This is a genomic window from Ensifer sesbaniae, assembly GCF_013283665.1.
Classification (GTDB): Bacteria; Pseudomonadota; Alphaproteobacteria; order Rhizobiales; family Rhizobiaceae; genus Ensifer; species Ensifer sesbaniae.
Genome location: NZ_JABEKU010000005.1, coordinates 1 through 21,669 on the forward strand (window position 1 = coordinate 1; position 21,669 = coordinate 21,669).

The 21,669-nt window shown below is 58.7% G+C and carries 15 protein-coding genes and 8 pseudogenes; 13 read left to right on the forward strand and 10 right to left on the reverse strand.

The features are described 5' to 3' along the window. The 4 genes and pseudogenes from BHMPCIPO_RS32225 to BHMPCIPO_RS32240 all read left to right on the forward strand — a co-directional run. Positions 1 to 559 (forward strand): annotated as a pseudogene (locus BHMPCIPO_RS32225) (ISNCY family transposase); the annotation flags it as partial. A 286-nt stretch (positions 560 to 845) separates the two neighbouring features. Further along, positions 846 to 1,856: an IS30 family transposase gene (locus BHMPCIPO_RS32230; protein ID WP_173520852.1), complete on the forward strand. Its 1,011-nt coding sequence runs from the start codon at positions 846 to 848 to the stop codon at positions 1,854 to 1,856. A 187-nt stretch (positions 1,857 to 2,043) separates the two neighbouring features. Next, positions 2,044 to 2,229, forward strand: a pseudogene (locus tag BHMPCIPO_RS33380) (cold-shock protein); the annotation flags it as partial. 117 nt (positions 2,230 to 2,346) lie between these two features. Next, entirely contained in the window at positions 2,347 to 2,616 is a 270-nt protein-coding gene (locus BHMPCIPO_RS32240; protein ID WP_173520854.1) for a hypothetical protein, read from the forward strand. A gap of 226 nt (positions 2,617 to 2,842) precedes the next feature. Here BHMPCIPO_RS32240 and traA read toward each other — a convergent pair whose 3' ends face one another. Further along, entirely contained in the window at positions 2,843 to 6,124 is a 3,282-nt protein-coding gene (gene traA, locus BHMPCIPO_RS32245) for a Ti-type conjugative transfer relaxase TraA (RefSeq protein WP_173520855.1), read from the reverse strand. Between the two features lie 226 nt (positions 6,125 to 6,350). On the opposite strand from traA, the gene BHMPCIPO_RS32250 reads away from it, so the two are divergent. From BHMPCIPO_RS32250 to BHMPCIPO_RS32275, 6 genes are all read left to right on the forward strand, one after another. Then, positions 6,351 to 6,647, forward strand: coding sequence for a mobilization protein (locus BHMPCIPO_RS32250; protein ID WP_173520856.1), 297 nt, complete (start codon positions 6,351 to 6,353; stop codon positions 6,645 to 6,647). 297 nt (positions 6,648 to 6,944) lie between these two features. Next, positions 6,945 to 7,391, forward strand: a complete 447-nt coding sequence (locus tag BHMPCIPO_RS32255; RefSeq protein ID WP_173520857.1) for a hypothetical protein — start codon at positions 6,945 to 6,947, stop codon at positions 7,389 to 7,391. Between the two features lie 2 nt (positions 7,392 to 7,393). Next, the gene (locus BHMPCIPO_RS32260; RefSeq protein ID WP_173520858.1) at positions 7,394 to 7,705 is read left to right on the forward strand and encodes a mobilization protein; all 312 of its coding nucleotides are present in this window, start codon (positions 7,394 to 7,396) and stop codon (positions 7,703 to 7,705) included. After that, positions 7,702 to 9,348 carry a type IV secretory system conjugative DNA transfer family protein gene (locus BHMPCIPO_RS32265; protein ID WP_173520899.1) on the forward strand — a complete coding sequence of 549 codons (1,647 nt, stop codon included), beginning with the start codon at positions 7,702 to 7,704 and terminating at the stop codon, positions 9,346 to 9,348. The genes BHMPCIPO_RS32260 and BHMPCIPO_RS32265 overlap by 4 nt, the downstream gene beginning before the upstream one ends. A 109-nt stretch (positions 9,349 to 9,457) precedes the next feature. Further along, positions 9,458 to 10,534: an alpha/beta hydrolase family protein gene (locus BHMPCIPO_RS32270; RefSeq protein ID WP_173520859.1), complete on the forward strand. Its 1,077-nt coding sequence runs from the start codon at positions 9,458 to 9,460 to the stop codon at positions 10,532 to 10,534. A 27-nt stretch (positions 10,535 to 10,561) separates the two neighbouring features. Further along, positions 10,562 to 10,750, forward strand: a complete 189-nt coding sequence (locus BHMPCIPO_RS32275; protein WP_173520860.1) for a hypothetical protein — start codon at positions 10,562 to 10,564, stop codon at positions 10,748 to 10,750. A gap of 499 nt (positions 10,751 to 11,249) precedes the next feature. Here the strand turns inward: BHMPCIPO_RS32275 and BHMPCIPO_RS32280 are convergent. Beyond that, positions 11,250 to 11,947, reverse strand: a pseudogene (locus tag BHMPCIPO_RS32280) (SMP-30/gluconolactonase/LRE family protein); the annotation flags it as partial. Between the two features lie 37 nt (positions 11,948 to 11,984). Between BHMPCIPO_RS32280 and BHMPCIPO_RS32650 the strand changes: the two are divergent. Continuing rightward, positions 11,985 to 12,376: pseudogene (locus BHMPCIPO_RS32650) on the forward strand (NAD(P)-dependent oxidoreductase). 3 nt (positions 12,377 to 12,379) lie between these two features. On the opposite strand, the gene BHMPCIPO_RS32290 reads toward BHMPCIPO_RS32650, so the two are convergent. From BHMPCIPO_RS32290 to BHMPCIPO_RS33960, 6 genes and pseudogenes are all read right to left on the reverse strand, one after another. Next, entirely contained in the window at positions 12,380 to 13,411 is a 1,032-nt protein-coding gene (locus BHMPCIPO_RS32290; protein WP_173520861.1) for an L-idonate 5-dehydrogenase, read from the reverse strand. Positions 13,412 to 13,421: 10 nt separating this feature from the next. Continuing rightward, positions 13,422 to 13,703: pseudogene (locus BHMPCIPO_RS32295) on the reverse strand (NAD(P)-dependent oxidoreductase); the annotation flags it as partial. Beyond that, positions 13,690 to 13,920 (reverse strand): annotated as a pseudogene (locus tag BHMPCIPO_RS32300) (transposase); the annotation flags it as partial. The pseudogenes BHMPCIPO_RS32295 and BHMPCIPO_RS32300, both read right to left, overlap by 14 nt. 40 nt (positions 13,921 to 13,960) lie before the next feature. Further along, a pseudogene (locus BHMPCIPO_RS33950) lies at positions 13,961 to 14,268 on the reverse strand (integrase core domain-containing protein). After that, positions 14,172 to 14,786, reverse strand: coding sequence for a DDE-type integrase/transposase/recombinase (locus BHMPCIPO_RS33955; protein ID WP_376741744.1), 615 nt, complete (start codon positions 14,784 to 14,786; stop codon positions 14,172 to 14,174). Before BHMPCIPO_RS33955 ends, BHMPCIPO_RS33950 begins: the two are co-directional and overlap by 97 nt. Next, positions 14,783 to 15,046, reverse strand: coding sequence for a transposase (locus tag BHMPCIPO_RS33960; RefSeq protein ID WP_376741745.1), 264 nt, complete (start codon positions 15,044 to 15,046; stop codon positions 14,783 to 14,785). Before BHMPCIPO_RS33960 ends, BHMPCIPO_RS33955 begins: the two co-directional genes overlap by 4 nt. A 194-nt stretch (positions 15,047 to 15,240) precedes the next feature. On the opposite strand from BHMPCIPO_RS33960, the gene BHMPCIPO_RS32310 reads away from it, so the two are divergent. Beyond that, on the forward strand, positions 15,241 to 15,396 hold the full coding sequence (locus BHMPCIPO_RS32310; RefSeq protein ID WP_173520862.1) for a hypothetical protein: 156 nt from the start codon (positions 15,241 to 15,243) through the stop codon (positions 15,394 to 15,396). Here BHMPCIPO_RS32310 and BHMPCIPO_RS32315 read toward each other — a convergent pair. Next, entirely contained in the window at positions 15,388 to 17,781 is a 2,394-nt protein-coding gene (locus BHMPCIPO_RS32315) for a DUF3141 domain-containing protein (protein ID WP_173520863.1), read from the reverse strand. The two genes, BHMPCIPO_RS32310 and BHMPCIPO_RS32315, sit on opposite strands and share 9 nt — an antisense overlap. Positions 17,782 to 18,429: 648 nt before the next feature. Here BHMPCIPO_RS32315 and BHMPCIPO_RS34020 point away from each other — a divergent pair. Further along, positions 18,430 to 18,561, forward strand: a pseudogene (locus BHMPCIPO_RS34020) (IS110 family transposase); the annotation flags it as partial. 243 nt (positions 18,562 to 18,804) lie between these two features. Here the strand turns inward: BHMPCIPO_RS34020 and BHMPCIPO_RS32320 are convergent. Then, on the reverse strand, positions 18,805 to 20,637 hold the full coding sequence (locus BHMPCIPO_RS32320) for a PHA/PHB synthase family protein (protein WP_173520864.1): 1,833 nt from the start codon (positions 20,635 to 20,637) through the stop codon (positions 18,805 to 18,807). Between the last annotated feature and the right edge of the window lie 1,032 nt (positions 20,638 to 21,669).

A 21,669-nucleotide genomic window follows, 5' to 3' on the forward strand; every position in this document is an offset into this window, starting at 1 on the left:
CTTCAATCGTCGCTTTGGCAAGCCGCCGCGCAATCCGAAGGACATGCATCGGCCGTTTGCCGCGCATGAGAACCTCGATGGCGCCATGTGCCGCAAGGAGATCCGCAAGCTGTCGCAGTCGCTGACGCTGCGCTATGACAAGGTGATGTTCATCCTCGATCCGACCGACCTCGCCACGGCGCTGGCCGGCCAGAAGGTCATTGTCTGCGACTATCCCGATGGTCGCCTCGAGGTCACCCATGAGGGTACCTCCCTGCCCTACAGAACCTTCGACACGCTGCGCTCGGTGCACCGCTCCGAGGTGGTTGACAACAAGCGGCTGGACGACATGCTTTCGATCGTGGCCGAGATGCAGGCCGGACGCGAGCAACAGCGCAGCAAGAGCGGACCGCGCCGCAGCGGCCAGACGGACCATATGTTCGGCATTCGCGACGGCAGTCAGAGCAATGGCTACCAAAAGCGCGGCACCAAGCCTGGCCGGAAGACGGATTTTACCAAGGATCCGGTGGTCATCGCCAAGCGCCAGCAAGCCCTCGCGCAGCTGAAAGCGGCGGAGTGATCGGGGTGTCAAAGCTAAAGTTTATCTTGCAGCTGGAGCCATCCGCCGCCGACCGGGCTGCGCAACCCTGACCAGCTCCACCCGGCCGGCGGCTTGCGTCTACGTACTTTGTAAATATAGCAACTTGCAAACGCAGTAATCAGGAATAGGATGATGTCGCATTTCTAAGTTGACTACTTTGTCTCATCTTTAAATAGCTGTGACAAGCCATGTAGGGGGGTGGATTCAAGGATGAAGTGCGACTTGCGATAGATACCAATGGGTTGTCACTCGCAAGGAATGGCTCATGAGACGCACCTACTCCCAAATCGATATGGACGAACGTCGTAGGATCGCCCGCTGGCGAGCGGCTGGCCTGAGTGCCACTGTTATCGCCGAGAAGCTTGGGCGGCACCGCTCGACGATTTTCCGTGAGCTCAGCCGCAATGCTTTTGAGGATGCGCAAATGCCGGAGCTCAGCGGCTACTACTGCGTCACCGCCAATGAGATGGCGCGTGAGCGCAGAGCCAAGCTGCGCAAGCTTGCTCGGTTTGCGCATGTGCGCCGATCGGTGATCGAGCGGATCATGCATGGCTGGTCGCCGCAGCAGATCGCCGGCCGCATGCGGCTGGAGCGTCATCCGATTTCCGTCAGCTACGAGACGATCTACAAATTCGCCTATTCTCCAGACGGTCAGGCCATCAAGCTATGGCGACATCTGCCGGAACGGCGTGCGAGACGTCGGCCACGGCACGCCAGGCGGCGCCATGGCCGTCGTTTCAGCCCAGAACTCAACATACTCCACCGCCCGGACTCGGTGGCCGAACGCAAGCAGTTCGGGCATTGGGAGTGCGATCTCATTCAGTTTCGCAAGAAGTTCGGCAAGGCCAATGTGACGTCGCTGGTTGAGCGGGTCAGCCGCTTTGCCGTCCTCCTCCGCAACAACGACCGCCAGTCGCGGCCGATCATGGAAGGGCTGATCCAGGTGCTGCAGTCCCTGCCCCACGCTGCTCGACGCTCCATCACCTTCGACCGTGGCACTGAGTTCAGCGAGTGGCCTTATCTGCAGGCTGGCATTGGAGCGCAGCCATGGTTTTGTGATCCGCAGTCGCCCTGGCAGAAAGGCACGGTCGAGAACACCAATGGCCGCGCGCGCAAATGGCTTTCGAGAGAGGTTGATCCCCTGTCGATCACTGATGGTGACCTCAAGGACATCTGCGATCAGCTTAACTCGACACCGCGGAAATGCCTCGGCTACCGAACGCCCGCGGAAGTGTTCCGCAAGAAACTACTCGCGCATATGCGACGTGTCGGTTAGCATTGCACGCGCAAGTCGCAGTTCGGCATGAACTCACAGCACCAATAACATAACAAAAGCGACCAGGCACCAACCCAACTGGTGGAAGTCTTCCCGAGACGAAACCCGCCAAAAATTCTGTCTGCGTCAACTTGATTGGCCGGTGCGTGAACATTAGTGTGCCCGCATTTAACTGGGAGGGGGCTTGATGCCGACGGGCAAAGTGAAGTTTTTCAATGCAGACAAAGGCTTCGGCTTCATCACACCGGATACTGCTGGCGTCGATGTGTTCGTTCATGTCTCGGCACTCCAATATGGGGACGTGCTGAAAAAAGGTCAGACGGTGTCATACGATCTCGGACAAGATCGCAAGACCGGAAAAACAAAGGCCGAAACGTCAGACCTTTCTGACGCTAAAATCCAGGCGCTCCAGCAGCTCTACCGGGACATGGTTGTCTCAGAATCGGAAAGGATCACCAGATCCTAAACCGGGGCGTTGCGTGGGGGGAACATGGCGATTGAGACGGTCGGCGCAGGGCACATGGGCAGCGGCATAGCCTGTGCGTTTGCCCTGGATGTCGATGCGGAAGCCCTCGTTTCCGCTGCGGAAAGCGTCGCACCGCAGCCCGATGAAGTGATCGAGAGCGGCAATCTTGTGCGAGCTGATAAAATGGCCACCGTGGCCCGTATGGCCACAACAGCAACCCCGGGGGACCTCGGCACCAGCTGCAGGAAAAGGCTTTTACGACTCCGCGGCGATGTTCCGGCGCCAAGCCGTTGAGCGTTATGACTTGCACTGCCGGCCGTGAATGGTGTCGCCAAATCCGCGATGGCAGGACAGAAGCTGACGCCTGATGGCGCCCTCCTTCCTCTCAACCAATGTCGAGTTACCCGACATCGAGCCTGCAGCGAGAGATTGTAAATCTGTCGAAGCTGATGGAACCCCAGTTGGAGGCCAGAGATATCTGCGGGTTTCGAGGCGAAGCCTGTGCTTTGCTTCGATAATTTTACATCCCCAAACCCAACCCCTTCTTCAGTCCTCGTGTAAGCTCATATTTTTGGCTCAACTCCGCCCTATGCGCGCGATCAACGATGCGAGCGACCTCGTTGATGCGCTCGATCTTCGCGGTGTCAGCTAACTGAAGTCGATCGAGTTCCTTCTTGAACGAACGGGGGTCTGAGCTGCCAAAGCGCTGTTCAAGCGCACGCGCGGTCCGCTTTGCCTCTTCGAGTGCGTCTCTTCCTTCGGGATTGCGAGCGAGCTCTTCCACGAATTGCGCCTTCTGCGCGTGGGGTAAGCTATCGAGGTGCTTCAGGATGCCCTCACTGCGCGGCGTGAGTCCGGGGATTTCGACGACGTCGCGCTTTTCCCGCTGCCAGGTCTCAGCGTCGCGCTCCGCCTCAAGTCGCCGCGTCCATGTCTCGGCGGCAGCTGCAACACGATTACCAAAGGCGCTTGCGAATTGACGGGCAGCCTTGCGCTCTTTGTTCTGGCCAAATAGCCCTACCCTGCCCTGCAACTCACCGAACTGCTCTGGCCGCTCTGCGATAGATTTGGCAAGCGTCTCCCCAGTCACACTCTTCTCGACAATCGCTGAACCGATCTTGGCGGCGGCGGCATCGGCATCGATGTAAATGCGTCGCCCGAGCGACCGCACCGACTCCATTTCGCGATCGAAGTTAGGCTTGGCTCTTTCGCGCGCCATGTCGTCGACCGTGCGGGCGTAAGAGGTGAGTGCCGGAATAAGCAGCTCGATCATCCGGCGCGCATCGGCTTGTTTTTCTGACGCTGCAGCCTGGACGGCGTTCGAAAGCTTACGATCGGCAGTCTCCCTCGTTGAATTTCTTTGGGACGAGCGATCCTGAGCGGGGCCAATCTGGATCTCGCTGCTTATTCCAAGCTGTTCGGCCAACCCTCGCCGCTCGGCAAAGGCGCCGGTATAGTCGAGCGTTGTTTCCTTCGCACCTGAGCGCCCCATGCTGAGGCTGAGCGCCTTCATGTCTTTCAGTTCGTCTCGACCCGCATAGAGCTGAACTTCATCGCGATGGCGGGTCATCGCAACGTAGGAAAGATGACGATCCATGGTTCTCGACGCCATGACAAAGGCATGATCAACGGTCGACCCCTGCGACTTATGAATCGTCGTGGCGTACCCATGATCAAAGCTTTGGTAACTGTTGACCGGTATGGAGATCGCGCGAGCGCTGTTGCTGCTGCCAGCTCCGCCGTCGAGACGAAAATGTAGTGCGTCCGGCTCGACGGCGATCACGGTACCGAGCATACCGTTTTTCACACCCATATCGCGATTGTTCTCGAGAAGGACGATGCGATCGCCACGCGCGAAGGCCCGCTCGCCGTCATTCGTCCGATAGACGATTTCCTGCCCAAGAGAAGCCTGTTCCTCGCTGCCCTTCGCCAACAGACCACGCTCCTGAAGGCCGGAACGGATCTCGGCATTGATCGCCCTCACATCGATGCGCCGATGGGCGAGTGCGATGCGGGAGCCGGCTGGACGCGCTTCGTTGTCTGCCAGGTAATCTTGCACCAGGGACGTTCTTGCCTGATCTCGGTTTTCGCGAAACTGGATCGCATGGTGCTCAGCATAAAGCGCAAGCCCCTCCCCCGTGCGGTGCGTGGCAAACGCGGTCGAGGCCTCGCGCTGCCAAGCCGTGCGCTGGCGGCGGATTTCAGAGAGTTGCACCGCGCCGATGTGTTCGACAATCGCGCGGAACGGAGAACCGGCGCCGATCGCTTGCAGCTGTTCGTGATCACCCACAAGAACAAGTTTGGCGCCGGAGGTTTCGGCCTGCCTGACGAAACGTGCAAGCTGTCGGCTGCCAAGCATGCCGGCTTCGTCGATGACGAGAACGTCATTGCTGGTAAGCAGGCATTTGCCGTTTTGCCAACCGTACTCCCAGGAGGCGAGCGTACGCGCCGCAATGCCGGATGACTCTTCGAGCCCTTCGGCTGCCTTGCCGGCAAGGGCAGCACCATGAACGCGGTAACCTTGCGCGGCCCAGGCGCTCCTTGCCGCCGCGAGCATCGTCGACTTGCCCGCTCCAGCAAATCCGATCACGGCGGCAATCTGCTCAGACCCCGTGATGTGACGCACGGCGAGACGCTGTTCTTCGCTGAGCCCGACACACATGTTCGCCTGGTCTTGATCCGCTGTTGGCTGCTGCTGCCGAGGCTTGGACGCGGACAGATTGGCGCGAATGGCCGCGTCCTGAATCTCCAGCGCTCGCTCGACGTGTTGCGGACGAACAGGGTGACTGGAGCGATGTCCCATCCGTTCTGAACGTGCTGCCATTGCGTGTTCGGTCTCGACCATCTCCCGTGTCGAATAGCGCGCAAGTTCAGTCTCGGTTTCGGGCTTCAACTCAACAAGTGTCGGTGATGCCATGACAGCCGCAAAGGCATTGTGGAAACCTTGTGGATCGTCAATGTAGCGATGCAACGCCCGCGCCACGTCATGACGATCGAACACGCTCTTTTCGCAGGTGATGATGGTGAGTACCTGCTCGGGTTTTCTCCGGATCAATTGCGCATTCAAGCGCGCCGCCTTGGGATCGATTTTGTCGCGCGACACCTCCAAGCCACGACGGTCCATCTGCGAGGCGTGAACGCCCATGTGCTCCGTTGGCTCGATCTCCAGACCGCGCTCCACATGCGAGCGATGATCGACGCGAACGTCCAGTCCGAGCCGCGTCAAATGACGGTTGGTGTGATGCTCGAACAGTTCTCTGATCTCGCGGAGTTGCATATGCGAGGTCGGCTGATTGTTCTCGAGCAGCCACTTGTTCTCTCGCTCGATCAACGTCTTTTCTGCGAGCCCCTGCTCCGTCACCACCCGCGTTGTCATCACCACATGAGCGTGAAAGTTACGGATGTCAGTTTCGCCCTGCGGCTGGTGGATGGAGAAGTCGACTGCTGCACCGTAGCGGTTCGCAAGCTCGCGCGCGAAGTCACGGGTCAGCGCCAGGCGATCGGCGGCATCGATCTCATGCGGAAGCGCCACTTCGAATTCGCGCGCGACGCGAGCGTCCTTGCGATGCTCCGCCTTCTCCACCGCATTCCAGAGCACTGAACGATCGAGTGCCCAGGCGGCATCGACACCATCCGGAAGAACGATTTCAGAATGCTCGACGCCGTGCTTGCGCGTGAAATCATGCACCATGCCATCGCGCTCATTCAGCATCTTTGTCGCCGTCCGATAAGCGATGGCGGCGACCGCGCTGCGGCCGCCGCTTCGAGCGATCGGCTTCATGCTGCAATGGTAGATGGCCAAGCGACACTCTCCAAAGTCGCACAACCATACCAAGCGCTGAGTTGCCATGCAACTCGTAAGTGCGCCCTTGTAGACTTCGTTCGCTCCGCTCCCTCCGTCCGGGATTATGCAAGATGCACGTTTCCCCTGCTAATTCAGGGTTGTGCATTCCGCAATGTCGAATACCTTCCGCACACAACGCGCAATGGCAGAAACTCTGGAGAATCACGAGCATTAGGAGAATCGCATGGCACGCAAGTCGATCTCACAGCGCCTCGCCGAACTGGAAGAGCGCAAGAAGACGCTCAAAGCTCGGCTTGGAAAACAGGCGCGCGCCCAGGACACGCGTCGCAAGATCCTGCTTGGCGCACTGGTGCTTCACCGGCTGGAGCACTCGAACGATCCCGATTTTACGCGTCGTATGAGAGACTGGCTGCGGCGAGAGTTGCCCGGCTTTCTCACGCGTGACGGTGATCAGGATCTCTTTGCCGACCTGCTCAACCCTGCAACGACCAGCGCAGGCACGGGAGGATCCGCAGGATGAATGAAGTGGCACTAGCCTGTGCAGTATTCAAAAACATGATGCGAGAGGCCGCGCGTTTACCATCACTGTTGCAACCATCGATATTAAATGGCAAAAGACATAAACGCCGCAATTGCATGATATCTGATCAACCTTTGAGATGGGAACGTCGATGATCGACAATCAGGCGTCTGCATCATGGCGAGTTGCAAGGTACGGACGGCGGCCAGATCTGTTGGTCGCCCCACGGGAATACATCACTTCGTGATCGCTCATGCGATCACGCTCCCGATCGACGGAGAGTAGAAGGATTAGGCCATGTCACGCAAAGCCATAAGGGCCAAACTTGCCGAGGTTCGCAGACCTCCGTGGCGACTGCTGATCACCAGTGTTCGTGCAGACGCGCTGGCGCTCAGCACCGAGACGAACAACGCCCTCACCCGCATCTTCGAACTCTTGCCCCACCTCGGCAGCCTCACCATTCAAACCACGACTGGCGATATCCGCGTGACGCGGGACTTTGCAAGCGGCTATGCGGCTGAAGTCGATCGGATGCTTGCCGAGATTTTCCGGAATGATCCGGCTGTAACGGGTATCGTTGTTCCGGCCACCGGCACGGCGCCGGAGCATACCGCCACACACGACAATCCCTATTGGTCACCGGACGGCAAAACGCTGGCTGCCGTTGATGCGGCGTTGGCGTCGGGCGAGATCACACCCCAGGAAGCCATCGACAGAATAAAAGCCGTCAGCACGCGGAGTTAGGAATGGTCCGAAAATCCATCGACCCGTCCTTGGCCGAGCTGGCGGCACAACGTTCTGCTCACAAGACGCGGCTGTCGAAACCAGAGCGAGCCAACGACGCGCGCCCGAAGGCGCTGCTTGATGCGTTCTTCCTGCCTCGATTTGAAAACGCAGGCGATCCGGAATTCACCAATCGCCTCGGTGACTCTTTCCACCGCGCGCTTCCGGGCTACCTCACCCGTCATAGTGGTGAGGCGTCGTTTGTGGATCGCTTCAACGCGAAGCACGCTTGCGAACCCGTCAGCACCTCCCCTTCCACGGACGAACCCACATGAGAGTGACGAAAGCATTTTCGACCATGTTTCGCCTGGCGGTTCAAAACCCCGGCTGGGCATTCGCCAACCTGGTCGCGGTTGCGCTGAGCAAGAGCGGCTTGCAGTTCGCCGCTATCTATATGGGGCTTGTTATCGCTGCCGGCGTTACGGCCGGACCGATGTTCTTGGAGGCCGGGTTTCAAGAAGGCACGTGGGTATGGGGCGTTTTCAACATCGCGTTCATGACCTTCATGGCGCTGCTCTTCCTGGCGATGATCGCCCCGTCCGTCTTAATCCATTTCGGGCACCTCGACGCCGAGACGCACGGCTCGGCTCGCTTTGCGAGCGACAGGGAGGTTGCTCACCTCGCCCGCGCCGACTCCGGCCTCCTGATTGGCCGCGATCCGAAGAGCGGGAAGCTACTGCGTTACGACGGTCCGGCCCATCTGTTGACCATGGCGCCGACGCGAACCGGCAAGGGAGTAGGAACAATCATCCCAAACCTGCTCACCGCTGACCGCTCGGTGATCTGCATTGACCCCAAGGGCGAAAATGCGAAGATCGCCGGCCGTGCCCGCCAGCAATTCGGCCCTGTCCATGTCCTCGACCCCTTCGGCGTGACCGGCACGCCCTCGGCTGCGTTCAATCCGCTCGACGCGCTTGATCCTGATGGACTCGATGTTGCGGAAGATGCCAGTACTCTAGCCGACGCACTCGTGTTCGACGAACCGGGCATGGCAGGCGAGGCTCATTGGAACGAGGAAGCCAAGGCACTCATCGCCGGCTTGATCCTGAAAATTGTTGCTGCGGAATCTCCCGCCCGCCGTCACCTTGGAACCCTACGCGAATATCTCACCCTCGCCCCCGAACGTTTTGCCGCCTTGCTCAAACGCATGCAGGACATGGACGAGGCTGGCGGGCTGATTGCTCGCGCCGCCAACCGCCACCTTGGCAAGTCCGATCGGGAAGCCGCCGGCGTACTCTCCGCCGCGCAGCGTCACACGCATTTCCTCGATTCACCGCGTATGACGACCGTTCTCGGACGGTCGGACTTCCGCTTTGCCGATCTCAAACACCGCAATGCATCGGTCTTCCTCGTCCTCCCGCCCGATCGGCTCTCCACCTATTCCAGATGGCTGCGCTTGCTCATCACCCAGAGCCTGCTGGACGTGGCCCGCGATCCCGCGAAACCGGAAGCGCCGGTTCTCTACCTGCTTGATGAGTTCGCTGCCCTCGGTCACCTGGCACCCGTCGAACGCGCTATGGGCCTCATGGCCGGCTATGGTGTCCAGCTCTGGCCCATCCTTCAGGACGTTCACCAACTCCGTGCGACTTACGGACAGCGGGCGGGCACCTTCCTATCGAATGCCGGCGCGCTACAGGTGTTCGGCGTCAACGACCACGATAGCGCGCGGCTCGTCTCTGATCTGGTCGGACAGGAAACTGTCGTCTTCCAGACCATGGCCCGTGCGCTTGACTCCGAGAAGTCAGGAATCTCCTACAGCCAGCAACACACGGGCCGCCCACTGCTCACGCCGGATGAAGTCCGCAGCATAGCGCAGCACATCGAATTGCTGTTCTTGGCAGGACAACGACCGATCATCGCCGGGAAACTAGCCTATTACGCCGATCCCGAGTTCCGAGGGTTGTATGATGCTCCCTGAACGCCTTGCCCATCCGTCCGGCTTGCCCATCTGCCCGACAGGACGCGTCGCGACCTGGAGCGCGCAGCGCAAATCCCGTTCCTAGTCCGCAATAATTGGAAGAGAAAACATGTTTCGTTATCTAGCCCGCCGTCATGATCGAAAGCACATCTTGAGGTCACTGCAACGCCAGGAACGTATCCAGCACAGGCCCATTGAGTTTGGTTATGATACGTCTTTAGCGTTCGCGGTGAACGAGGCCGAAGACAAACATGCGACGAGTAGCGGTGAATTGGCGTTCAAGAAAATTTCTGACGCAGAACTGTTTTTCGCTCCGATTTTGCCCGCTCAACCGTTAAAGGAAGACGAAAATAGTGTTACATTTCAGTCTGATATTATAACGGCAGATGAACAGAACAATACATTCGACTGCGTAGTTACTGATAGTGGATCCAAAGATCATGCGCTTGTCGTGTTTCATCATTGGTACGCGCGAAACCGATACCACGCATTCTCCAAGTTCTTTGCTGCAAAAGGCATAACAGTTATTGAGGCTACCCTTCCGTATCACTTTGGTCGTGGTTCCGACGAGTACTCGGAGGAACAATTTTTCAACGCGAGTTTAGGCCGTAGCGTTCGCTCCATGAGGCAGGCGGTATTGGACGGCCGTAAGATTGTTCGTTGGCTTTATAATCAGGGGTATAACAAAATCTCGGTTGTAGGCATGTGCTTAGGTGGCACGGTTGCTGGTCTGATCGCTGCCCAAGAAGAAAAGGTCGACAAAGCGGTTCTCATGGTATCGCCAGGGAGCCCCGCTGATCTTGTTTGGACTGCGGAAACCATGAAGTCGTTACGTGATCGTATCGAACCCGTCATGTCACTTGAAGATTTGAGAACCGCTTGGGGCCTCATCGATCTAGAGATGCATATCTTCGGCCTTACACGTCCTCGGTTGGATATGATGTTCGTGCTTGGCAAGGACGATACGATCACACGTCCAGAAGCCTCGGATCGCGTGATAGAGTTATTGACGAAATGCAACCGCTCGCCAGAGGTTCTGCGTCTCAATTGCGGACATTCGTCTGTCGGGATTTTCCCCTACAACATCATCGCGGCCAGGAAGGTGCTGCGATTTTTGAAAGAAACTCCGACTTTTGCGGAACTCTGGGATGTTCGGGGGTTTCGCTACGACTTTAGCGAAGTTTAAGTATAAGTCCGTTCAAGGGAGCGTTCGATGCAGCTTGAACTTGCCCTGCTCACCATGGTCACGCGGCAGATCATGGCAAATCCCTTCGAGGATGAAACGTCGGCTGCCCGCCTCAAACAGGTCGCCCTCATGAATGTGATCGTGGTCGAAAGACTGCATGCCACCGGCTCGCCGATCACGGGGTCGTTTGCGGGAGGGGGCGAAATACTACCTTAAGCGCGGGCGTTAGATGCCGTTAGGTGAAGAGAACAGATCCCGAAGCGATCGCCCCGCGCCCGGCAAGTCCGGGGGGATGAAGTACGTTCGGTATCCTGTCGAACGATAAATGAGAGCGCGTGGCTGTCGACCCAGGGCCATCGCACATGGCCCCCTCTGGGAAGGGCCGCCTCAGAAGGAGCGGCTCGGCTTCGCTGATGTCGCTGCTGGGCCAGCACCACAGCGAACGGGGCGCGTGCGATTTGCAGTGTATCGGCAGCCAATCATGCAGTTCTGGTCGCCCGATGGAGGAAGGAGGATTTCCTCCATCGGGCGCCGTCGAAAAACGCAAGTTTTTCGACGGTTCAGTCAAACGGCTGTTTCCAATGATGTCGTGCCTGCCACTGCTCTGTGGCGCTGACTGGTATTCCTGCACTGCAGCGTTGGCGCAACCGTTATGTCGAAACTTCCATCTTCCTAAATCGGCAGCTGATGCTCCAGCCTCGGTTGGTCACCTTGGTCACAGGTGTTGCATGCCGCGACGATTGAGCGAGACCGCGTAGACGCTGGTTGTTGCGGTGATGAAGAGTTGATGCTTTGCCCGCCCTCCGAAGCAGAGATTGGAAACAAGTTCAGGGACAAGAATTTTGCCCATCAGATGACCATCGGGCGCGATGCAATGCACGCCGTCGGCCGCCGAGGACCATAGGTTACCGTCGCTGTCCATCCGAAAGCCGTCGGCGCAGCCAGGATTGATGGCGTGGAAGACCTCTCCGCCGGACAACCTGCCGTCCGACCCGACGTCGAAGACACGAATATGCTGCGGGTCCGAGTGGAACATCCGCCCGTATCGGCCACATAAAGTCGCGTCTCGTCAGCGCTGAAGGCCAGTCCGTTCGGGCAGTGCATATCGGTCACGACCGGCTCGATGTGACCTGCCGGGTCGACGCGATAGACGCAACAAGGCAGCTCCTGCTCTGAGCGATAGCCCTCGTAGTCGGTCATGATCTCATAGTGCGGATCGGAAAACCATAGCGAGCCATCGGATCTGACGACCACATCGTTGGGCGAGTTCAGCCGCTTGCCCTGAAAGCTGTCGGCAATGACGGTGATCGACCCGTCGAGCTCCGTCCGGGTGACCCGTCTCGTGCCATGTTCACAGGTCACCAGTCTCCCCTGTCGATCCCGTGTGTTGCCATTGGCGAAGTTCGACGGCTCGTTTCCGCTCCTTTCCGCATTGGGGCGACCAACTTATATGGGGCCGGTCGGCTCGGGACAGGTCGCGAAACTGGCGAACCAGCTGATCGTGGCGATAACCATCGGCGCGGTGGCTGAGGCACTCCATCTTGCCGAAATGCCGGTTGCGATCCGGCAGGTCTCGTGGAGGCTCTTAAGGGCGGCTTCGCCGACAGCCGCATTCTGCATCTGCACGGAAACCGAATGGTGAAGGGCGACTTTCAGCCCGGTGGGCGTTCGGCCGCACAGCTCAAAGACCTGCGCAATGCTCTCAATACCGCCGCTGAAACCGGTCTTGTGCTCCCGCTCGCACAAACGGTGACAGAAGGTTTCGCAGACCTTGTCGACCACAAGGGCGGCGGGGACCTCGACCACGCCGCCTATTATCTCTGGCTGAAGGGCATCACTTGACGATCAGGAAAAGTCGATCTGCGCCTTCATCGCCTGGCTGCGGTCGCTCGCAAGCTCGAAGGCGGCGACCGCCTCGGCAAGCGGCACCGTGTGGGTGATCAGCGGCTTGACGTCGATCAGCCCCTTCTGCATCAATCCCACGCCGGTCGCGAATTCCTCGTGGAAGCGGAAGGAGCCGCGCAGCTCCAGTTCCTTGGCGGTGATCGCCATCATCGGCAGGCTCGTGTCGCCGCCGAGCCCAAGCTGGATGATGACGCCGCGCGGGCGCAGCGCGGCGATGCCGGCGGCAAGCGCCGGCGCGGCACCGGAGCATTCGTAGAGAACATCGAAGCTGCCCTTGTCGGCCCCATAGGGGGTGAGTGCATCCGGCTCGCTCTTCATGTTGATGACCCGATCGGCGCCGACCTTTTTGGCGAGCGCCAGGGTGAAGTCGGAAAGATCGGTGGCAACGATCTCGGCCGCACCGGCCCGGCGCGCCGCGAGAATCGAAAGCACTCCGATCGGCCCGCAGCCGGTGACCAGAACCCGCTTGCCGAGCATTTCGCCCGCCCGGCGCGTCGCGTGCAGCGTCACCGCCAGCGGTTCGCCGAGCGCCGCCTCGCCGGGCGTCTGGCTATCGGCCGGCACGCATTGGATTGCATCGGCGACCAGCAGCTCGCGGAAGGCGCCCTGGATATGCGGAAAGGGCATGGCGCTGCCGTAGAAGCGCATGTTGAGGCACTGGTTGTGCAGCCCTTCCTGGCAATAGCGGCAGGTCCGGCAGGGCCGCGACGGCGACACGGCGACGAGTTGGCCGATGCTCAGGCCCTCGACACCCGGTCCGAGCGCTTCCACATAGGCCGAGACCTCGTGGCCGAGGATCATCGGCTCGCGCAGCCGCACCGTGCCGAAGCCGCCGTGATTGTAATAATGCAGGTCGCTGCCGCAGACGCCGCCGACGGCGAGGCGCAACCTCACTTCGCCGGCGCCCGGTGCTTCGATTGCCCGCTCTTCGATGCGCAGATCCTTTGCGCCGTGAACGACAATGGCTTTCATCGGAACCTCCTTACAGAACCGGAGTAAGCAGCGGCTTGCCGGCAAAATGCGGGGCGAGATTGTCGCGCACCAACTGGCCCATGGCCTTGCGCGTCTCGATCGTGCCGGAGGCATGGTGCGGCTGGAGCAGCACATTGTCGAGGGCAAGAAAACGCGGATTGAGCGCCGGCTCGCCTTCGAATACGTCGAGCGCCGCAGAACCCAAGGTCTTGTTCTCCAGCGCTTCCTCATCGATGTTGGAGGCGCGGGAAATGTTGACGAGCATGCCCTCGGCGCCGAGCGCGGCGAGCATCGCCGCTCTCCGATAGGCCCGGCATAGACTCAAAAGGCAGCGCCAGAATGCCCTCGCGCACTTGCCGGCGCCACAACGAAAGCTGGTGCGGAACAACGTCATGACGGCGCGCGACATCAACAACACGAACAGCAGGCTCAAGGCTTTCCGCCACGATCCGCGCCTTCACATCATCTGGCCAACGCCGGTTTCCGCGGCGCGGCTCGACAACTTCGTAGGGTAATCCTCCCGTTTTTAACGGGGCGCTATTGTAGAATTCACGCGGCCATTTTCAGTTTCTGTGCGGGTGTGATGCCGCCGATACCCATATTGGGCCGTTCGTTGTTATAGGTCCATAACCATTGCGTGGCGAATTCCTGTGCCTCCTCGATGCTTTCGATAATGTTTGGTCGAGCCATTCATGGCGAACGGTGCGGTTGTAGCGCTCGACATAGGCATTCTGCTGCGGCTTGCCGGGCTGGATATAGCTCAACGCAATGCCCTGTTTCTCGCCCACTCCATCAGTTTGCCGCTGACATATTCCTGGCCATTGTCCACTCGTATGGCGAGCGGTTTGCCGCGCCATTCGATGATCTGGTTTAGGCTTCGGATGACGCGTTCGGCAGGCAGGGAAAAGTCCACTTCGATGCCCAACCCCTCACGGTTGAAGTCGTCCAGGACGTTCAACAGCCGGAATTGCCTGCCATCCTCCAAACGGTCTGCCATAAAGTCCATGGACCAGACCATGTTTGGCGTTTCCGGCACGCCCAGTGCATCCGGCTTGTCCCGCTTCAACCGCTTGCGTGGCTTAATCCTGAGGTTCAGTTCCAGCTCGCGGTAGATGCGGTAGACGCGCTTGTGGTTCCAGCGGTGTCCCTGGACGTTGCGCAGGTAAAGGAAACACAAGCCGAAGCCCCAGGTCTTCTTCGCCCGCGTCAGCCCGATCAGCAGGTCGGCGATCTGCTCGTTCTCGTCGTTCAGCTTGCGGCTGTAACGACAGCAGGTCTCGCTGACACCAAAGGTGCGGCAGGCCAGCGCAATGCTGACCCCATGTAACGCCACTGCTTTCCCGGCCATCTCCCGGCGTTGAGACGGCCGCGTCACTTTTTTCCCAGAGCCTCTTTGAGAAGGTCTGCCTGCATGCTCAGCTCCGCATACATCTTCTTGAGCCGTCGGTTCTCCTCTTCCAAAGCCTTCATTTGGCTGATCATCGAGGCATCCATACCGCCGTATTTGGCTCGCCACTTGTAAAACGACGCCGTGCTCATGCCGTGTTCCCGGCACAGCTCCGGTACCGGTACACCGCCTTCCGCCTGGCGCAAGATCGCAAGGATTTGGGGTTCGCTAAATCTGCTCGTCTTCATCAAAATCTCCTCGATCATATTGCCGAGAAAATTCTACTTTTGAACCCCGTTAATGCCGGGGAGGATTACCGTAGCGCCCAACAAATCCATCATCTGCCATGCAAATCTCCAGATAGTCTGGAAACCTTCTCGCACGCCCAGCCAGCCTCAAAATACAGCCTATCCAATGGGGCGGAGACGGAAACAAGGAACGAATGGCGGCCGTCGAAGCTGCAGTGAAAGCTCCTCTGCTGGATGTGTACAACAAAGGCACCACCGTCCATGCGGCGCTCGCCAAGCTCACGCTGGACACCGCTGTTGCTGTTCTGCCAAGCAAACGAAACCTGCGCAGCTGGTGTGACTTAACTTAAAGTCGACAACGGATCCTCAGCAACATCGTCTTCGGCGCGAGGCTGTCCGAGCACTTCGGCGAACTGCTGCAACAATGCATCAGTTCGCGGCAACATTTCCTTCGCTGGGCCGACAATATAACAGACGAGGCGATAGGCAAGGCGTCGCTTCTCGGACTCGAGCAACAGAAGCGGCAGGGTCTGGATCGCCTGCTCCACCTCATCGCTGGCAATAGCTGTCTGCTGACGAACTATGGTTTGCAGGCGTTCAGCATCTAGCGACTTAAAAGGTTCATTTTTGAGGACACCCAGCCAGCGCCTGAGACGATCGCGGCGTACTGAGTGACGATCTCTCACAAGGAGCACCAACATCCGAATGACAGCTTCGACAAAGCCGCCGGCGATGCTGTCCGAGAGCGCTATACTGGATCCGGATAACTGCTGCAGATCGTCAACAAGGGTGCTTCCTTCGTTTGTATTGCGGGAATGTTCAATGTAGCGTACCCAAGGCGTGTTCCAGAGGGTGAGAAACAACATCTCACTGGACATGTCACGACACTCGCGCCAGAACTCCAGCGCCTGCCTCACCCCCAGGGCCCAAGCAGCTTCCACAGCTAGAAAGGGGTTGTCCTCTGAGGGCTTGTGGCGGCATGCTCTTACCTGCTTGGCTGCATACTCGACGCTGGCGGTAAACGGATTGTTCGAAGACATTAACGTTCGCGACAGACGCAGAGGGTGCATGCTCCGACCGAGCTCGGCGGTAAAATTCGTGACCGCCATCTTCACAAAAGGGCGTACCAGCATCTGATAGAGCTGCGCCTGAAACTCGGAGACGCGGCTGACAGCGGTGAAGGCGCTTTCGCACTTAAAATTATCACAGACGGTTCTGATGTCGTCAAAGCTGCGCTCTGCAATTTCGACAGAATAAATCTCGTTGGTTCCAACCTCTCTGACATTCTCAATGCGTAGCTCGTAGATACCGGGTGCCAGCAACTCGATTACATCTAGCGTCGTGACGACCTCTTGGTACTCTTTGCTAATTACATCTGACGAGATGAAAATCCCGAGATGGCCAACTTGATTATGTATTAAATAGATGATGCGCTTTCCGAGGATGCGGAGTTCTTCCTCGTCCTTATATGTATCAAGGATCCATGTTAGTGCTTGCGCTGGGGGAGTAATTTGGTCGCCGTGGCTGCAAAAGATGACAATGGGTGCGCGGATTTCCTTCAGATCGATAGCCGGCCGCCCCGGCCCCAGTGGAGCTTGGCCTTTCACGAGCCGACTGCCGACAAAAAGTTGTTCAATGATCCAACGGATCTCGTTCTCAGCGAGAAGGCAGAAGCTACTCCACCATGTCTCGGCTCTAAGAAAAGTCTCCTGCGCCGTGTCAACGTCGCGGAACAGATCGAGATAACGGAACAACTGATGATCAGGTTTGAACATCAGAAAATTCAATGTAAGATGGGCGCCGTCGAATAGTCCGCCTCCAAGATCGGACAGGAACATGACTGTCCAAGCCCCACCGAGTAGACCTGCATTGTAGCGGAAGGAGTGCTCCCCGAGCTTGCCCGCGGTGAACGACACTGGAGCGCCATTGACCACAATCGGACCGTCCAAATCGGGGTATGTGGCAACGAGGTTAAGAGTCGCCCAACCACCTTGGCAATTGCCAATCAAGACGGGTTTGGCGGCGTTTGGATGCCGATGCGCGACCTCGCGGACGAATACCACTTCGGTGTCAGCGACGTTCGAAAGATTCTGCCCCTCCTCCGGCAGATTTCGAAACGAGATAAGATAGACCGGATGTCCGCCGCGCAAGGCCGAACCCACTTGGCTGTCGGCGCTGTGGCCGCCAGCGCCTACACCATGTCCAGCGCGCGGACACACTATAACCAATGGGCGACGGGTTTCGTCGACCACAAGACCTTCCCCCGGGATCACACGAAGCAACAAGTAATTGGACTTCACGGGCAAATCCCTCCCGTCCATGATCACCTCATGCTCGTAGAACAGAACGGGCGGACATCCAGCCGCCTCATGTTCGTGGAAGAGATCGCCAGACACTCTGAAGACATCCGAAGTCAACACGGCGCGTTCGGCCGAGTCCTGAAGGTATTCCAACCAAAATGCCGCCAGATTTCCGTTTCCGTTCACCTGGAGCAGACGCCCTAACAACTGCGTGATACTCCCGACGTTATAGGCGTTGCTCTCCAATTGGGTGTTTATCATGCGCTGGATGCGCCGTTGTAGGGCAGTCAGTGCGGTGAAAGCAGCGCCAATATTTGCAGCCATAATGTCTTCCAGGAAGGTCCCAGAGCAACTTGGAATGCCGAAGAACTCTAGCTGACTTGATTTCGCGTTCCGACGGCGAACCGGATCGTGCATTGCAGATTTGTTGGCCATGATAGGCCCTCATCTAATCGTTAGCCGCAGTCGATAGCCCACTCTCAGTTCGGCACAAGCTCGTTCGACGGATGTGAGCGAATTGGTACCGCTGGGGGAGCAGTCGGCGCAGCGTTTTGATTCCGTCACCGGCGCAACCTCCAACAATCCTTTAAGTCTGTAGCCACTTCACACTCGCTCCAAGGTCGATCACCGGTGCGTAGATCAAGACAGCAAATTTCGTGCCAAGCAAAGGCGCTATGCGCATCAACGTTTAGCTCCAGCCACTGTCGATCTGCCGTGTCGGCACCGACCATGAAGACGACGCATCCGACAATTACGCGCTTTGTAAGCTGACGCTTGTTTCGCCAAGCCGCCGTGTTGGGCCCAGCCTTCTCCCCTCTGCAGCGCGACAAACAGGTGAGACGCGCATTGCCTCGTCGAAACTGTTCCTGAATATTCAACCGTTGCCTCACATAATTTGCTCCCTGCCGAGGGGATGACCAGGGGCTACTATGGGACGGCTGAGCATGCGACGAGGAAAGAACTGACGGCGGCAGTTTCGGAGCGCTATCGTGCTTCGACGCGAGCGGAGAAGGCGAGATGAGTTCGTCGTCATTACGGTCTTTCACCGCAAAACACTCGATGCGGCTGCTGCGGTGCCAAGAGAGAGCCGCGGTCTACGAGGCGGCCAACGTCATCCTGACGCGACCGGTCAAAGGTTCGGATCTGAAGGGCTGGGCATTGGCGGTCGCAAGACGTGCCGGCCCCAAAAAGGCGCGCGTGGCGCTGGCCCGCAAGCCGCTTCTAAGATTGGCCAACCGGTCCTCAGCAGACCCCATAGAGCAGCGGCAAAGCGCCGACTGCAGACAGAAGCAAGCACTCGGCGAGGGGTTAAGCTCACAAGGGATTGACGCAAAGCCCGCTACAGAAGATCGCATAATGTATCGACAGGAACCGCAAAGAATGACAGGACTGCGGCCGACGCGACTAAGCTTCGATAGCCTTTAGCGGGTGACGGTCCATCACTGCTCAAGAATGGCTTTATCGCTGAAGCACATAAGTGCCGGGCGCATCCCCAATCGGAGGATAGCCTTTCTTGCGGGCGCCGATGGCCGGAGGCGCCACCCGTTCCGGCGCAGAATGACTGGCAAGCCACTCGACCCAATCCGGCCACCATGAGCCGTCCTTCGATAAGGCTGCCGCGGCCCATTCCTCGGCACTGACGCCAGAGTCGACCTCGCGCGTCAATGCGATGCGAAAACGTCTGCCGGGATGGTCTGGCTCGGAGACGATGCCGGCGTTGTGACCCCCGCTTGTCAGCACAAAGGTGACATCGGTATCGGTGAGATAATGTATCTTGTAGACCGAGTGCCACGGTGCGACATGGTCTCGCTCCGTCCCGACGACGAACATGGGAACGCGGATGTTCTGGAGGTGAGCCGGGCGTCCGTCAACGATGAAACGGCCGGAGGCAAGTTCGTTGTCGAGATAGAGGCGCTGCAGATATTCCGCATGCATCCTGTAGGGCATGTGGGTCGAGTCCGCGTTCCACGCCATAAGATCGCTCATGGGGGTGCGCTCACCGATAAGGTAGTCGTGGACGAGGCGCGACCACACGAGGTCGTTGGTGCGCAGCAGTTGAAATGCGCCCGCCATCTGGTCGGCGGAGAGACAGCCACTATTCCACATCATGCTGTCGAGATAGTGCATCTGGCTATGGTCGATGAAGCGCGCCAGTTCGCCAGGTTCGGAGAAGTCCGTCTGGGCGGCAAACAACGTAATGGATGCCAATCGCCTGTCTTCCGCGCGCGCCATCGCGGCCGCCGCAATCGCTAAGAGCGTCCCTCCCAGGCAGTAGCCAGTTGCGTGGATCTTGCGTTCAGGAACGATGGCGCTGACGGCATCGAGTGCGGCCATGATTCCCAGCCGCCGGTAATCGTCGAGAGTGAGGTCGCGGTCGTTCGCGGTCGGGTTGCGCCAGGAAATGCAAAAAACTGTGTGGCCTTGCGACACGAGATAGCGGAGGAGTGAATTATGCGGGGAAAGGTCGAGGATGTAGTATTTCATGATCCAGGCCGGCACGATCAGGATCGGCTCGGCCAGGACGTTCTCCGTCGCGGGCGCATACTGGATCAGCTCGATCAGGTGGTTTCGATAAACGACCTTTCCGGGCGTCGCCGCGATCTCCCGTCCGACGCGGAACGCTTCCGTCCCGACCGGGGGCTGCTTCATGGCCAGCCGGCTGGCGTCTTCGAACCAATTGCGGAATCCCTGCGCGAAGTTCGCCCCGCCCGTCTCCATCGCCTTGTGGATCACTTCCGGGTTGGCGAAGGGAATGTTGGACGGCGAGAACATGTCCAGCAGCTGACGCGCCGTGAAGGAGACGACGTCCTCGTGGTGCGGTGTCATGCCGGGGACGTTGCGCGTAACATTGTGCCACCACTGCTGGTACAGCAAGAACGCCTGAGCCCAGACGGTGTAGGGTTGCTGTTGCCAGCCCTCGGCGCGAAACCGGTTGTCTCCCGGCAGCGCCTCAATGCAAGGCGGCGCGTCCGGACGCGTGGCGGCCGCAGCCGTGTAAGTCAGTAGCAGGCCCCAATTCCGCGCAGCCTTGTCGGCAAGTTCCATGCGCTTGCCCGGAGCCGATGCGAGGTGGATCGACCAGTCGAAGAAGGCGAGCGCCAATGCGGCAGGTGAAAGACCTCCCGTCGCCATTGCACTCAGAGCTTCACGCATCCGATCAATCGCCCGGAATGCTTCGCTCCCCAAGTCCTCGTCCTCGTGCGGCAATGCCGATTGAGCCGCTACCGAGACGGCCGACCCTGCTTGCGCCGGGCGGTCTGTGACCAAGACTGGTGTGTCACGCGTCTTCATCGCGAAACTCCATTCAGCTGGTTCTCAGGTCTGTGCAGGTCAGCCTTTTGGACTCCCTTAAGTGGCATCGACGGGCAGGTTCGGGGTGGCCTTGAGCGGTGGGACGGCACATCAACTTGCACAGAAGAGCTCAAGTCCGTCATTGTTCGGTAGGCGCACGGCGCTGTCGTGCGGAAGGCCGTTCTTGCCAAAGTTTGCCATCAACATAGGACCTCGGGAACGTAAAACCTCAAGCATCTTATCGTAGTTGCACCCCGGTTGTACGTGTCGGCCACACTTCAAAACCCGGCACGGCGATCTTCTCTGCGTGGACCGACCTGTTCTCGAAAATTTGGCGGTCACAGAGCTGAGCGTGCATCTCGACCAGGTCGTCACTCTTCACGAGCCCCGTGCGCGGCTTGTTACGAGCGTTCACGTCCCAGCCTAATAAGATTGCATAACGCATCGCGTGGAACTCTGCGGTCTCGACAGCCTGCTGATGAAGGCTGCTCCCGCGCCGCCATCTCGTGTTAGCCATAGGGGTTTTCACCCCCTATGTTCTTTAGGAGTCACGATATCAGGGTAGCTTAGGAGGCAAAGGGAATGGGAAGGGGAGGGGGTGGAACGGTACCATAAATGAGTCCCCGCATCCTCCTAAAGATGAGCCCTCGAATCCTCCTGAAGTTGTAGATGCTTCTTCGGAAGTCAATTCGGTCACGCCAGAGGCTGTCACTTTCGTCTTCATCGTCGTCTCCTTTTTAGCGCTCAAACCGTCAGTCGATGATCACGAGAGACACTCAAGAAGTGTGCCAGCTGCCCTGGAAAAGCCGTTCCTGCATGAACTTCAATGGCTTCAATGAAAACACGGCGACACCTCGCCGAACAGCGCCGTGTCGCGGCCTAGACAAACCCGACAGTTTTGAGGCAGCGCAAGTGACGCCGAGAGCTCGAGGCGATTAGATGGGATATTCGGCTTTGCGTCTCAGCGTTGACCATGGTGGATTGCGGTGCTGCGCTTCTGGCTGATGGTAAAACGAGGTCATGTCTTTCAAC

Excerpts from the sequence above, each read along its gene's own strand:
- BHMPCIPO_RS32230 (WP_173520852.1), top strand. The coding sequence starts at position 846 with ATGAGACGCACCTACTCCCAAATCGATATGGACGAACGTCGTAGGATC.
- BHMPCIPO_RS32240 (WP_173520854.1), top strand. The coding sequence starts at position 2,347 with ATGGCGATTGAGACGGTCGGCGCAGGGCACATGGGCAGCGGCATAGCC.
- BHMPCIPO_RS32250 (WP_173520856.1), top strand. The coding sequence starts at position 6,351 with ATGGCACGCAAGTCGATCTCACAGCGCCTCGCCGAACTGGAAGAGCGC.
- BHMPCIPO_RS32255 (WP_173520857.1), top strand. The coding sequence starts at position 6,945 with ATGTCACGCAAAGCCATAAGGGCCAAACTTGCCGAGGTTCGCAGACCT.
- BHMPCIPO_RS32260 (WP_173520858.1), top strand. The coding sequence starts at position 7,394 with ATGGTCCGAAAATCCATCGACCCGTCCTTGGCCGAGCTGGCGGCACAA.
- BHMPCIPO_RS32265 (WP_173520899.1), top strand. The coding sequence starts at position 7,702 with ATGAGAGTGACGAAAGCATTTTCGACCATGTTTCGCCTGGCGGTTCAA.
- BHMPCIPO_RS32270 (WP_173520859.1), top strand. The coding sequence starts at position 9,458 with ATGTTTCGTTATCTAGCCCGCCGTCATGATCGAAAGCACATCTTGAGG.
- BHMPCIPO_RS32275 (WP_173520860.1), top strand. The coding sequence starts at position 10,562 with ATGCAGCTTGAACTTGCCCTGCTCACCATGGTCACGCGGCAGATCATG.
- BHMPCIPO_RS32290 (WP_173520861.1), bottom strand. The coding sequence starts at position 13,411 with ATGAAAGCCATTGTCGTTCACGGCGCAAAGGATCTGCGCATCGAAGAG.
- BHMPCIPO_RS33960 (WP_376741745.1), bottom strand. The coding sequence starts at position 15,046 with ATGAAGACGAGCAGATTTAGCGAACCCCAAATCCTTGCGATCTTGCGC.
- BHMPCIPO_RS32310 (WP_173520862.1), top strand. The coding sequence starts at position 15,241 with ATGGCGGCCGTCGAAGCTGCAGTGAAAGCTCCTCTGCTGGATGTGTAC.
- BHMPCIPO_RS32315 (WP_173520863.1), bottom strand. The coding sequence starts at position 17,781 with ATGGCCAACAAATCTGCAATGCACGATCCGGTTCGCCGTCGGAACGCG.
- BHMPCIPO_RS32320 (WP_173520864.1), bottom strand. The coding sequence starts at position 20,637 with ATGAAGACGCGTGACACACCAGTCTTGGTCACAGACCGCCCGGCGCAA.